Genomic DNA, 12,700 nt, shown 5'->3' on the forward strand with positions numbered 1-12,700 from the left:
CAATATGTTAAACAAAATAGGCTTTAACTGTTTAAAAAAGCGGAGATACATCGTCTTTATGAATGAAGTCATGCAGATTTAATCATTGCACTGGATATTTTCTCTAATGCATATTTTAAAGATAATTTATTTTTTGCTTTTACAAAAAAAGACCGAAGTCTAAGTTATTAGTAGTAGAATGACATTGATTAACTCTTAGGATAAGTAATGAATCCAATAAAGCCTCCCTTTACTCTTAATCAGTATTTTGCCGCCTGGTTTGTACATGTATTTACTGCCAGCGCTGCCTGTCTCGGTGTCTTTAGCCTATATAAAATTTACCAGCATGATTATGTATTTGCTTTATGGCTAATGGCAATTACTGTATTTATTGACGCAGTAGATGGTAGCCTTGCTCGATTGGTACATGTAAAAAGCGTGCTGCCTAAAATTGATGGTGCTTTATTAGATAATATTGTTGACTATTTAAACTATGTCATTACTCCATGTTTTTTCTTGCTTGTAAAACCCGGCATGCTTCCAGCAGATTATGTAGTGCCAATTATATCTGCAATTACAATTACATCGGCTTATCAATTCTGTCAGGATGACGCCAAAACCCCTGATCATTTTTTTAAGGGTTTTCCCTGCTATTGGAATATAGCTGTCTTTTATATGTATATTTTTAATACCACCATGATTGTGAATACCCTTCTCTTATCTCTTTTTTGTATACTGATTTTTATTCCAGTAAAGTATGTTTATCCATCAAGGTTAGATTATTTAACTGAGTCCAGAACCTTGAAAATATTGATGCACTGTTGCTCTGCCCTTTATGGCATCAGTTCATTTTGCCTGCTAGTTAATTACCCTGAAACAAATAAGTTGTGGGTAAGCTTATCATTGGGCTATGTAGGTATGTATTTACTTTTAAGTTTCTACAGAACGTACTATCCAATGATCAAAGCTAAGATTGCGGCAAATAATAAAGATTGAGTTTATATGTAATTTATGTTTTCCATGCCGATCGATATTAGACAACTGCTTGCTGAAAGAATAGAGAGTTAATGCGAGTAACTGATATAGTCTCTGCATCTCTATACAAGTTAGATTATGCCAACAAATTATGAATACGTAATAACAAAGACAGATTATTATATTCTATGCGTTTGATTTTTTATTACATGATAGACTTTGTCTATTTAATGATTAAAATAGCATCTTAATTTTGTTTTCTGAGGAAATTATGTCATTAATTAATTATTTTACTAAAACAATGTTGGTCACAGCTTTTGTGACCAACACAATCCAAGCCGCTTCGATTTTTCCCCGCGGCTGTGAAGTCACTGGTTTTGGTTATAGTGAAAATTATTTAATTTTAAATGAAACGGGTAATCAAACCTATTATCTCATTCAAAACCGTTCAGATTCTAAAATTGAGCTTGAGCGTTTTGATAATTCAGATGCGTTTATGATTCCTCCCTTACAAGCATCCCTAGACCCAATGAATTGGGCGGCATTTGCCTCAGATGTAAAAAATTTAAACTTCAAATGTTATAAGCATATTGAAGAAAATACTTCTTTAGTTGATTGCCGAGATGTTTTGGAAGTTTGCCAATATCCTCGCGTTAAATTCGCGCTTAGTAATATGGGGAACTATTGGATTTCTACTAATAAATCACAGAATGAAGTCATTCAGGAATCTGTTGCTAAAGGAATTTACCTAAAATGGTGATCAGTGAATAAAACAAAGTATGACATTATATACCTGGTATTAGGTATTATTGGCGCTTTGTTACTTATTTATGGGCTGAGCCAGAATATTCCTCAAGTATATTATATTACTGGCTCACTTGCTCTTATGATTACAGCAATTCACTATAAATTGATTTATTTTATTGCTCTGGAATTAATTTTGGGAGCTGGCCATACCTCCATCATTCTTGGTATGGGGAAATATATCGGGTCAGCTTTACCTTCTCTGTTGTGTTTACAACTACTGATTTTTTATTTAATGTTTGGCAAGAAAAACAGTATTTTTTTATTAATTGGCATTATAGGAATAGCGCTGCTCTCGATGGGACTTGCGTATAATAATCAAATCATATTTTTTTCTGGAAGTTCAGGTGTAGCTACTTATGCGTACTATAGTGCTTACAGAGGTCAACACATCTGTTACCTCTGGGGTATTCTTAATACCATATTTGCGTCATACGCTCTTTATCAATTGATGCTTTAAGATTTTTGAGGGATTTAATAAAATGGCTAGAACTCTATCAAATATGCTTCCATTAGGTACAGTGGCTCCTCATTTTGAACTGGTGGATGTAATTAGTGGCAGTAAAGTTAAACTAAGAGAAACTCCGCGTTATGTGGCTACTGTGATTATGTTTATATGCAACCATTGCCCTTTTGTGAAACATATAAACAAAGAATTAACACGACTCGCCAATGATTATATTCCAAAAGGAATTCGATTTTTGGCCATTAACTCCAATGATATAGAGGGTTATCCTGATGACTCACCTGAAAATATGATTCTAACTGCGAAGGCACATCAATATCCGTTTCCGTACCTTTATGATGAAACTCAAGAAGTAGCTAAAGCATATAATGCAGCTTGTACACCTGACTTCTTTGTTTTTGATTCCGATTTGTCTTTAGCTTATAGAGGGCAACTGGATGATTCAAGACCAGGAAATGATATTCCTGTTACTGGCAACTCAATTCGCCAGGCATTAGATTATTTATTAAATAATAAGCCATTAGATTTTGAACAAAAACCAAGTATAGGATGTAACATCAAGTGGAAAATATAGGCTGCAACCATCTTTAATACAAAAAGCAACATCGGTTTCTATTATTCAATGATTTGGATAACAAAAACCGTATGTTGCTCTAACAGCAGATTAGTTAAACTTTTGGGATGAATTGATTTGATTCAGTTCCAAAGCGCTCTCTGCTTCCTCCACAGCTACAGCAGACTTTGCACGGGTCGTAGCAAAGAAACCTTGGTTTGCTCCAAAAGTTACACAAAACACAATAGCGTTAACTAGTACTTTCAACAAATTCTTGAGATATTCTCCCCATCCTAAATCCTTTTCCAGGATAGGCTTGGCATCTTGAATCACCAACTTACAAGCTTCTTTAAATTTAAGACCCGCCTCGTTGAAATTAGTTTGAGGATTTGTTAAATCAACAACATATTGATCACGCGTTTCTTGCAATTGTCTTAGAAGAGTTTTCGCTGCTTCATAGGCTTTATCATATTTATGTTGATTGATATCTCCTATTTTACCTTTCAATTCTTCTAATGCCTGATCAACCGCTTCCAGGGCAACTTGTATTTTCTTATCTAGTAGCTCCTCATCTTTTCTTTTGGCAGCAGGTTGATCGGTATCTGACAATGTAACTGTTGGCTTCTTCACCAAATCGGGGAGGAATCTTACGCGTTTGGCCTGATTTCCTTTACCACCGACGATCGCAGGAGTTTTACCTGCACCTAATAAAGCTTCCTCAGTTTGTTCCTTCAGGTGAACTGGAGCATTTATCCAATTGATTAAAATATTTCGAGTTTCAAATATTACTGCAATAACCTGAAATAGCTTCATTACTTCTGTTGGCTCTATGCCATTTTGTTCTTTTGAGTGTTTGAGATCTCTAATTATTTCTAAAGTTTTCTCGTCAATTGCAACATCATGCCCCACTATGCGAGCCAATGCTTTTGAATCACCCGCATTTTCTAATAGGAGTTCAGTCAACTCTTGTAAGTTACCGTCTTTGGTTAACGCTTTAACATTTTCACCATTAGCTAACATTAATGAAGCAGCTTGTTCAGGACTAGCAAAAGCCATTACAACCCGACTGTTTTGGTCTACACCTCGTTTATACATTTCATGTATAAGTCTGGAAATTGCTTGGTGTTGATTATGCAACAATTCACGAATATTAAAATAAAATCCACCAATTTCACCTTCTTTTGTTTCATAAAGTAGTACAAATTGAGTTTTTTTACCACTCATCAAGTCCTTTGCATTTTCTTGAACAGCCTGCAGGTATTGTGCTAGCGGACCAGACTGAGAACCATTAAGAGCTAATTCTTTCAGTATTACAGAAATTAAAGCCGTTTGTTTTTCTAATGGTTGCTCTCTTACCACTAATTTATCTAAATTTGCACCATTTTCAGTAGCAATCTTATCTTGTAAGGGTAGGATTCCGGCTTTTTGAGCGATTTTTAAAATTTCTTCTCTTTCCAGTTCAGGTAACATCCGCTGAACCATTTGTAGCAATGACATACTGTTTACATTCTTTTGTGCTTGAGTCACTGCTGCTTCAATTACCTTCCTGGCCCGATTCATTTCTTCGTATAATTTGCTTTCATGTTTATTGACAAGTTGAGATAACTCAGCCATCTCTTGAATTTTTTGCTTTCTTTCCTGAGTGGGAAGATTGCTTACCTGTATACTTAACTCATTTCTTAAATCTTTATACTTTCTTAATAGTTCATCCATGTTTGCTATTCCAGAATTTATAAATTTTTTAGCTACCTCTTGTAGCTGTGGCCATAAAACTTTAACTACTTCTCTTGCCTTATCCTGTTGTTTTTCTATTCTCGTATATTCTTCTTTTATTTTTTTTTCTCTATTTTTTATTCCATTCTCAACACTTGTAACATTTTTTCTGATTTCTCGTCGCTCTTCTCGAGAAATAATTAGTCTAATTTGGTTTAACTCACCTATCTGTTTTCCATTTAACCCATTTCGGTTTTGATCAAAGAAGGATGCTAACTCTTGATATCGATTTAACAAGGCTTGGACTTTTTTATAGTTACTTTCAGTAACAATAAGCCCCTCATTATTTAACAGTGTTGCAACTTGCCTAAATTCACTTAAAGTCCTGGCAATAGGATTTTGTTCTCTTTTGGAATGAGACATAACATGATTCCCCAATGGTTAGTGTGCTCGCATTATAATCAAAGAATGCTATTTTGTCACACTTAGTTGGGTAATTTTTTGCAATATTACAATGATTTAAGACAATTAAAACAATAAGAAAACAAGTTGTGCGATATCCCACACAACTTGAAGTAAGAACTTGGATAAATATTGTTGATTTGAAATAGTTATTAGATCGACATCAAACAAATTACTTGGCAGGTATAATTTCAACTTGAAGGTTAGCTACCACATCACTATGCACATGTACTTCTACAACATAATGACCTATAGAGTGCAGGGGACCTTCAGGCATAACTATTTCACGCTTGCTAATTTCAATTTGTTTTTCGATCAATGCGTCTTTAATTTCATTAACACCAACAGAACCATACAATTTGCCTTCGTCACTAGCCATAGCACTAATAACCACCGTGGTATCGTTCAGTTTAGCAGCACGTTGTTCTGCATTAGCCAAAGCTTGTTGAGCTTTTTTCTCTAGTTCAGAGCGACGCTGTTGGAATAACTCAATATTTTGTTCTGTTGCAAAGACGGCTTTATTTTGTGGTATCAAATAATTACGTCCATAACCTGATTTAACGTGTACTTTATCACCCAGATTTCCCAGATTACGTACTTTTTCTAATAAGATTACTTCCATCTTAATAACCCCTTACGTTGATTCTCTCACCCTTGCAGGGAGATATAATCGAAAATTAAATAAACTATCTAGCGAGCCAAATACAATATAGGCAAATAAGACAAAGAATGGCTTTAGCAAAATCAATAGAGATAACAAAATCACCACTCTAATTTGCCATTTTCTGGCTAAAATATAATAGGCCAAAGAAAAACCCGATAAAAAGAAATAAGCAAGAAGTAGTGGTAAAGTGCTAATGGCCGTCGGTATCTCATAATAAGAGGCAACAGACACAATAATTAGCAACAAAAATGAAAATCTCCCACCACGAAACTCCAATATTTCCTGTTTAAAACCACCGGGCATGAAAAGCTTAGCTTGTATAGTTCGGGCAAACATTAGCGAGATTAAGGCTGAAGCAATCACACTTAATATCTGGACACCAAAAAATAACTGAGCCAAACTTAAGTTATTTAATCCATCTGTACTGTTTTCTACCAACTGCTTGTAATCCTGAAATTGAGACAACAGCATTTTAAAATGATTAAATTGGCCACTGACAAAATCAGGAATCCATATCTGAATGGACAGAAATACAATGAATGCTTGAATTAGAAAAGCTCCAAATACATTTGGCCAGCTGGCTGTTTTACGTAAAGTCAAAGCAGCGAGATAGCAAGGCAAATAAGCAACCAATGTATTAATCAATGCTCCTTCCAGAGGTAGCAACATCATTAAAGGTACAGAATGAACAATCATCGCAGGTAACATGACTTCAAATCCAGGTTTTTCACCTTTCCTCAAAGTAATTAAACACATCAAAGCCACCGATAGCCAAGAGGCGAATGGGACTATTGAAAGAACAACTGCACAAACAATAGCGTATTGTTTATTTTCAAGAATTGCTCTACTTTGTTTAAGTATAAAATTACCTGCAAGATTCATTTTATCTATGGCTGTCGCAATAAGGCAATAAACCAATAAATCTGGCATGTTTGATTGCCTTGGCTAATTGTCTTTGGAAACGAGTTTGGGTACCAGTAATACGACTTGGTACAATTTTACCAGTTTCAGTAATGTAATTTTTTAATAGGTTAATATCTTTATAATCTATTTCATTACCACCTTCTGCGCTAAAGCGGCACATTTTTTTTCTACGAAAATAAGCTGACATAGACGTTCTCCTCTTAAGCGACTTTAGTTTCTTTTTCTTTCTTCATCAAGACAGATTCTGTAGTAATCGCTTGTTTTTGAACAGTGATTAAGTGTCTTAAAATGGCATCATTAAACTTGAATGCGTTCTTAATTTCATTAAGTGCATCAAGATTACATTCAACGTTCATTAAAATATAATGTGCTTTATGAACATTGTTAATAGAGTATGCCAACTGGCGTCGGCCCAAATCTTCTTTACGATGTATTTTGCCATTATGCTTTGTGATAATCCCTTCATAGCGCTCTACCATGCCAGGTACTTGTTCGCTTTGATCTGGGTGTACTAGAAACATAATTTCATAATGTCTCATGAATTCTCCTTATGGATAAAGCCTTCCAGCATTGGGTACTGGTAAGGCAAGGGTTTTAAAAAGCTGCCAATTATAACTTTTTTATTCATTCCTTACAATCTCATTCCGATTTAAAATTAGGTAGTTGATAAAACTACACTTCATTTAATCTTGCTAATTTTATAGTCACTTAACATACCTGGTTGCTTTAAATAAAATTTTTTATAATTTTTCAGCAATTTATAGTGACAACTGTCACCAAAGTAAGGTACCGTTCAGCAGTGAATGACTATAGTCATCAATAGCCCTTAGGAATAATTTATGAAAAAAAGAGGTTTTTTTAAATGGATATAATAACTCTTCAATTTGAAGAACCACTTATCATTCGTATCTCGAATACTGTTGTTAAGATATTGGCTTTTAAAACTCAGGAAAATGGAAATATAAAATTTGGAGTGGAAGCGCCAAGGTCAATCAACATTCACAGAGAAGAAGTTTTCCACGCAATTAAACAAAAAGAATCTCTTAGTACAATTGACTGACAACAAATAAATGCAAGTTATACCTTTCAGATATTTTATTTTATTGGCAGGGGCTATTGTATCTCTATCATTAATTGCTTTAATTATCAATCATATTATCTATCAATTCCCTGGAAACAATTATTTTCCACCCAATACTCCAGTCATAGCCTGCATTATTTTGTTAAATTATATTGGAATGATTTTAGTTTTTGGTAAGAACAATAGAATGACTCGCTCTGGATTAGATCTGATTAATTTTTTTGTTGTGATGTCTATCATCGCTTTGGCAACAAACGCTGTTCAATTAACGCCTTTTCCTCCTATAGACAAACAAATTATTAAACTGGAAGCGCAATTGGGCATTAACATGGTATCTATTCTGGAGTGGACGAATAAGTATCAATATTTTAAATTCTTATTGGCGATTATCTATGATACCCTACCCTATCAGATGAGTATCTTACCCTTATGTATTATTGTATCAGGGCGATTTTATATCCTTAAAGATTATTATTTTCTATTGCTCTCAACTACATTACTGGGATTTACTTTTTACTATTTTTTCCCAACTACAGCACCAGCAAGTGAAATACAGAATAGTTTATTTGCCCCTGAACAAATAGCAACGGGACTTAAATTTCATCAAATTCATCATCATATACAGCCGACAACCATTGAAGGTGGTTTAATAGCCCTTCCCTCATTTCATACAATCTGGGCAATTTTGTGTGTTTACTTAATTAAAGATTGGTTTATACCCTGCCTACTATTGTCAATCATTAATGTTCTATTAATTCTTTCATGTGTACTATTGGGATGGCATTATCCAGTTGACATTTTGGCAGCCATAATTCTTGTTGGATTATCTTATTATTTTTTAACTTTAGTTAAAGTTAAATCTAGATAATTGAGTTTATAGCCTGTAACTTGAAACTCCATACATGAAAAAGGTTATTGATTAAAATCAGCGGGTCTTTGTCGAGGATCATTTATAATTCTTACAGGTGTCCCTACAGACACTAAACTATATAGGTGCTCAATATCCTCAGGAAGCATACGAATACATCCTGCGCTTACTTTAGCCCCAATCCCATCAACTCGATTAGAACCATGAATTAATATAGTTGGCCATTCTAAACGTAATACATATTGTCCTAAAGGATTATGAGGGCCAGGGGGAAACTCACTGGGAATAGGAGCACCAATGCTTTCAGCTGCCTTTTGTAATTTTACTGTAGGCCGCCAGGTAGGATTAATTTCTTTGGAGGTGATTTTGCTTACTCCCAAAGGAGTCTCCCACCCTTTTTTACCAATCCCAACAGGATAAGTAATGACAACATTGTCATCTGTAGGAAAATAATATAATCGATATTCTGCTAGATTAATCACTATACCTTTTCTAGGTACGTTGGGTAGAACAAAACGAGATGGAATAATTAACTTTGTGTTAGCAGCTAGTGGATATCTGGCGTTGACACCTGGGTTAGCGCGGACCATTTCATAATAGCCGACATTAAAACGCCGACCGACTTCATCTATAGTTTCTCCAAACTCTGAAAATGCGACCTGAATTTCACCGACGGTATTTCCAGATTCAGGTAATATATAAACATTAGCAAAAGAATATTGACTAAGTAAAAGAATTAAATAACAAACCCTTATTAAAGATTTTGATTTTTGCTCCATAAAATGCTTGTCTCTCTAAAAGGCAAGGTAAAACCTTTATGCTTTTACCTTGCAGAGAAATTATAAGCTAGTATCTACCTTAAAACGTTCGCCGTATTTGGATTCAAATGTTTTAAATAAAGTTTCCAGCTTGTCTTTACCAAAATCATTTGCGTAATTCATAGGCCCCCCTCGGAATGGAGCAAAACCTGTGGCAAAGATCATTCCAGCATCCAACAAGTCAGAATCTTCAACAACTTTCTCACGTATACAAGCTGCAGATTCATTCACCATACGTAAAATTAATCTGTCCGCAATGGTCTTATCGACATTTGCTGGGGCTTTTTTCTTAATTGCTTTGCCATTTTTATATTTATAAAAACCCTCCCCAGTTTTACGGCCGAGTTTACCTTCTTTTACTAAATCACGTAATTTTTGTGGTATGGTACCACCAAAATGACTTGTCAAATTTTCGGCCACAGCAAGGCAAACATCCATTCCTACAGTATCAGCGAGTTCTACAGGCCCCATAAACATACCAAACTGCAATGCTGCTTCATCTATTGTCTCTGCACTATATCCCTCATCCAATAACTGTACACATTCCATCAGATAAGGCATGAGCACCCTGTTTATTAAAAAACCAGGACTTGATTTGACAGGCAAGGGTAATTTGCCAATTTGATTGACAAACGCACAGGAATTCTGCTGAATCTTTTTTGCAGTAGATGAGCTGCTGACTATTTCCACCAAATCCATTTTAGCTACAGGATTAAAGAAATGAATGCCTACCAAACGTTCTGGTTTACTCATTACACTACTAATTTCATCGAGAGGGATACTAGAGGTGTTTGTTGCTATAATCGCATCCTTTTTGGCATTTTTTTCCACAGTTTTCATTATTTCCTGTTTAACAGCCAAATTCTCAAAAACTGCTTCAATAATGACATCCGCTCGTTTTACACCATGCCCTTCAGGATCTGCGATTAATCTATCCATTGCGGCCTGAATCAATCGCGGCTTGCGCAGCTTTTTACTATAAAGCTTATGCGCTCTCCCTATCGCAGGAGCGATTTGCTCATAGGATTTATCCTGTAATGTGACCTGAAGACCTCGCAATGCACACCAGGCAGCGATATCCCCTCCCATAACCCCTGCGCCAATCACATGAACATGAGCAGCTTTGAAGTGGCTGTCTTTGGCAAACCCTTTTAATCGCTCACGCAATAAAAATGCTCTGATAAGATTCTTGGCAGTATCGCTTTGGGATACAAGTTTTTCTATAGAATCAGCTTCTTTAAGATAAGCTCTCTCGCCGACTCCTCCCTCTTTTTCCCACAGATCAATCACAGCATATGGTGCAGGATAATGTTCTTTTCGAACTCGCTTGGCTACATTATAACGCAATAGATAAGCAATAGGTTTTCTAAGCAGGGAACTATTGGTTAAACTTTCAATAAGCGATGGTCTGTGTCGTGGTGGTTTATTTTTTATAAAATAAACAGCTGCTCTTCTTAGCTGTCGAACAGGTACTACCTCATCAATCATGCCCAGACTTTTAGCTTTTACAGAAGGTATTGCACTGCCAGTCAAAATGACTTGAGATAATGCTTTGAAACCACCAATTAGCTGTGGCAAACGCACGGTACCACCCCATCCTGGATGAATGCCCAACATCACCTCAGGCAAACCAATACGGGTGTCTTTGTCATCTGTTGCAATTCGATAGGTACAGGATAAGGCTAACTCATAACCACCTCCCATGCAAAAACCATCGATCATCGCAACACTTGGAATTGGTAACGCTTGCAAACGGGCAAATACAGTTTGTCCTTTCTGTAAAAAATCAACTGCTTGTGAAGAGCTCTCAAATTGTGAAAACGCATTAACATCAGCGCCAGCAATAAACCCTTTTTCCTTGAGTGAATAAATAATTAATCCCATCGCTTTTTTATCATGTGATATTTCATGTAACAAGCTATTTAGTTCATCCAATACTTCTTCATTAATGCTATTAACCGCAGCATCCCTTCTGTTTAATCCAAGCCAAAGAATGGCATCTTTATCTCGCTGCAAATCCCAATGTTTATAATTATTCATGTCCTTTCACCTCAGTTACTCGTTCAAGATACATAGCTCCTCCCTGACCACCTCCGATACAAATTGCTGCCATACCTCGTGACTCATTTCTTTGCTCTAAAGATTTAAGAACATGCAACACAATACGAGCCCCACTGGCACCAATAGGATGACCTAGCGCAATTGCTCCACCATCCCGATTGAGTCGCTCCAGCGATGGCGCCCCAATTGCTTCCTTAAGACCAAGCTGTGTTTTGCAATATTCGTCATCATTCCATGCAGCCAAACAACCCAAAACTTGAGCTGCAAAAGCTTCATTGATTTCCCAACAATCCAAATCCTGTGGTTTTAAATTATGCCTCTCTAATATAGGGGTTGCCGCATGAACAGGGCCCAAACCCATTTGAGATGGATCCAGTGCAGCCCATTGTGAATCGACTATTCGACCTAATACGGGTAAAGCATATTTTTTTACAGCCTCAGCGCTAGCTAGCAGCAACAAGCAGGCCCCATCAGTTATCTGTGAACTGTTGCCTGGTGTGACCATTCCATATTTTTTGTCAAAAAATGGTTTTAGCTTTGACAATTTTTCCGCAGTAGAATCTGCTCTAATACCATCATCTTGAGGATATATACATCCTTTATAATCTATAATTGGGGCTACTTCTGACATTCTATTTTCAGCATAAGCTTTAGCTATTCGTAAATGGCTTTGAGTGGCAAACTCATCCATTTGCTCTCTTGTAATACTAAATCGATAAGCCACTTTCTCAGCTGTCTGCCCCATATTCAATCCGACAATTGGGTCAGTTAGACCTCTGAGCAAAGCGATTACTGGCGTCAGATAAGAAGGCTTGAATTTTGCCATTAAAGCCAGTTTTTGACCAAAACTTTTGGCCGCGAACCAGTTGGCTAACCAGGAAGCCATTTTTTCATTAAATAGTAACGGAGCATGACTCATGGCATCTGTTCCACCAGCAAGAATCAAATTACTTCGTCCCGTAGCAATTTGAATTGCGGCATTATCTAATGCTTGCATGCCCGACGCACAATTTCTCATTACGGTAAATGCTGGCACCTTGTCGCCACACCCCAAACGAAGAGCAACTACTCGAGCTATATTGGCCTCGTCAGGTCCAGGCATAGCGCTACCAATAATGACCTCATCAAGCTCATCCGGAGAAAACGGTTGGCGATTTAACAGAGTTGTTCCTGCAGCTACTGCTAAATCTGAACCAGAGAATGGACCTACTCCTTTTGCTTTAAGAAACGGCGTTCGACTTCCATCGACGACATAAACGTTACGACCACTTAAATTCGACTGGTGTTTCATTAGTCCTCCTTGTTAGGGTCTCTGCATTAGAAACTATACTA

General features: G+C 36.4%; 14 protein-coding genes. 6 read left to right on the forward strand and 8 right to left on the reverse strand.

All coding sequences use genetic code 11. The features are described from left to right. The first annotated feature begins 207 nt into the window (after positions 1-207). From pcsA to EL201_RS08125, 4 genes are all read left to right on the forward strand, one after another. Positions 208-975: a phosphatidylcholine synthase gene (gene pcsA, locus EL201_RS08110; protein WP_027221773.1), complete on the forward strand. Its 768-nt coding sequence runs from the start codon at positions 208-210 to the stop codon at positions 973-975. Positions 976-1,225: 250 nt separating this feature from the next. Continuing rightward, positions 1,226-1,714 carry a hypothetical protein gene (locus EL201_RS08115; RefSeq protein WP_027221774.1) on the forward strand — a complete coding sequence of 163 codons (489 nt, stop codon included), beginning with the start codon at positions 1,226-1,228 and terminating at the stop codon, positions 1,712-1,714. A 3-nt stretch (positions 1,715-1,717) separates the two neighbouring features. Further along, entirely contained in the window at positions 1,718-2,218 is a 501-nt protein-coding gene (locus tag EL201_RS08120; RefSeq protein WP_027221775.1) for a hypothetical protein, read from the forward strand. A gap of 22 nt (positions 2,219-2,240) precedes the next feature. Then, positions 2,241-2,798, forward strand: a complete 558-nt coding sequence (locus tag EL201_RS08125; RefSeq protein WP_027221776.1) for a thioredoxin family protein — start codon at positions 2,241-2,243, stop codon at positions 2,796-2,798. Positions 2,799-2,888: 90 nt separating this feature from the next. Here EL201_RS08125 and EL201_RS08130 read toward each other — a convergent pair whose 3' ends face one another. The 5 genes from EL201_RS08130 to rpsF all read right to left on the reverse strand — a co-directional run bounded on the left by EL201_RS08130 (position 2,889) and on the right by rpsF (position 7,079). Beyond that, positions 2,889-4,787 (reverse strand): Dot/Icm secretion system substrate, encoded by a 1,899-nt coding sequence (locus EL201_RS08130; RefSeq protein ID WP_269456676.1) that lies wholly within the window; start codon positions 4,785-4,787, stop codon positions 2,889-2,891. Between the two features lie 337 nt (positions 4,788-5,124). Further along, positions 5,125-5,574 (reverse strand): 50S ribosomal protein L9, encoded by a 450-nt coding sequence (gene rplI, locus EL201_RS08135; protein WP_027221778.1) that lies wholly within the window; start codon positions 5,572-5,574, stop codon positions 5,125-5,127. A gap of 12 nt (positions 5,575-5,586) precedes the next feature. After that, positions 5,587-6,546, reverse strand: coding sequence for a hypothetical protein (locus tag EL201_RS08140; protein WP_027221779.1), 960 nt, complete (start codon positions 6,544-6,546; stop codon positions 5,587-5,589). Then, the gene (gene rpsR / locus EL201_RS08145; protein WP_010947320.1) at positions 6,500-6,727 is read right to left on the reverse strand and encodes a 30S ribosomal protein S18; all 228 of its coding nucleotides are present in this window, start codon (positions 6,725-6,727) and stop codon (positions 6,500-6,502) included. Before rpsR ends, EL201_RS08140 begins: the two co-directional genes overlap by 47 nt. 13 nt (positions 6,728-6,740) lie before the next feature. Beyond that, on the reverse strand, positions 6,741-7,079 hold the full coding sequence (rpsF, locus tag EL201_RS08150; protein WP_027221780.1) for a 30S ribosomal protein S6: 339 nt from the start codon (positions 7,077-7,079) through the stop codon (positions 6,741-6,743). A gap of 323 nt (positions 7,080-7,402) precedes the next feature. Here rpsF and EL201_RS08155 point away from each other — a divergent pair, with 323 nt between their 5' ends. Continuing rightward, positions 7,403-7,600 (forward strand): carbon storage regulator, encoded by a 198-nt coding sequence (locus EL201_RS08155; RefSeq protein ID WP_027221781.1) that lies wholly within the window; start codon positions 7,403-7,405, stop codon positions 7,598-7,600. A gap of 10 nt (positions 7,601-7,610) precedes the next feature. Further along, positions 7,611-8,489 carry a phosphatase PAP2 family protein gene (locus EL201_RS08160; RefSeq protein WP_027221782.1) on the forward strand — a complete coding sequence of 293 codons (879 nt, stop codon included), beginning with the start codon at positions 7,611-7,613 and terminating at the stop codon, positions 8,487-8,489. Positions 8,490-8,533: 44 nt separating this feature from the next. On the opposite strand, the gene EL201_RS08165 is transcribed toward EL201_RS08160, so the two are convergent. From EL201_RS08165 to EL201_RS08175, 3 genes are read right to left on the reverse strand one after another with little or no spacing between them, the layout of a single operon-like run. Next, positions 8,534-9,268, reverse strand: coding sequence for a L,D-transpeptidase family protein (locus EL201_RS08165; protein WP_027221783.1), 735 nt, complete (start codon positions 9,266-9,268; stop codon positions 8,534-8,536). A 60-nt stretch (positions 9,269-9,328) separates the two neighbouring features. Next, positions 9,329-11,347, reverse strand: a complete 2,019-nt coding sequence (locus EL201_RS08170; RefSeq protein WP_027221784.1) for a 3-hydroxyacyl-CoA dehydrogenase NAD-binding domain-containing protein — start codon at positions 11,345-11,347, stop codon at positions 9,329-9,331. Beyond that, complete coding sequence (locus EL201_RS08175) at positions 11,340-12,659, reverse strand: acetyl-CoA C-acetyltransferase (RefSeq protein ID WP_027221785.1); 1,320 nt, start codon at positions 12,657-12,659, stop codon at positions 11,340-11,342. The genes EL201_RS08170 and EL201_RS08175 overlap by 8 nt, the downstream gene beginning before the upstream one ends. Positions 12,660-12,700: the final 41 nt, after the last annotated feature.

The sequence above is a fragment of the Legionella pneumophila subsp. pascullei genome, from assembly GCF_900637585.1.
GTDB classification, from domain to species: domain Bacteria; phylum Pseudomonadota; class Gammaproteobacteria; order Legionellales; family Legionellaceae; genus Legionella; species Legionella pascullei.

Coding starts and splice junctions, on each gene's coding strand:
- pcsA (WP_027221773.1), top strand. CDS start 208: ATGAATCCAATAAAGCCTCCCTTTACTCTTAATCAGTATTTTGCCGCC.
- EL201_RS08115 (WP_027221774.1), top strand. CDS start 1,226: ATGTCATTAATTAATTATTTTACTAAAACAATGTTGGTCACAGCTTTT.
- EL201_RS08125 (WP_027221776.1), top strand. CDS start 2,241: ATGGCTAGAACTCTATCAAATATGCTTCCATTAGGTACAGTGGCTCCT.
- rplI (WP_027221778.1), bottom strand. CDS start 5,574: ATGGAAGTAATCTTATTAGAAAAAGTACGTAATCTGGGAAATCTGGGT.
- EL201_RS08140 (WP_027221779.1), bottom strand. CDS start 6,546: ATGCCAGATTTATTGGTTTATTGCCTTATTGCGACAGCCATAGATAAA.
- rpsR (WP_010947320.1), bottom strand. CDS start 6,727: ATGTCAGCTTATTTTCGTAGAAAAAAAATGTGCCGCTTTAGCGCAGAA.
- rpsF (WP_027221780.1), bottom strand. CDS start 7,079: ATGAGACATTATGAAATTATGTTTCTAGTACACCCAGATCAAAGCGAA.
- EL201_RS08155 (WP_027221781.1), top strand. CDS start 7,403: ATGGATATAATAACTCTTCAATTTGAAGAACCACTTATCATTCGTATC.
- EL201_RS08160 (WP_027221782.1), top strand. CDS start 7,611: ATGCAAGTTATACCTTTCAGATATTTTATTTTATTGGCAGGGGCTATT.
- EL201_RS08165 (WP_027221783.1), bottom strand. CDS start 9,268: ATGGAGCAAAAATCAAAATCTTTAATAAGGGTTTGTTATTTAATTCTT.
- EL201_RS08170 (WP_027221784.1), bottom strand. CDS start 11,347: ATGAATAATTATAAACATTGGGATTTGCAGCGAGATAAAGATGCCATT.
- EL201_RS08175 (WP_027221785.1), bottom strand. CDS start 12,659: ATGAAACACCAGTCGAATTTAAGTGGTCGTAACGTTTATGTCGTCGAT.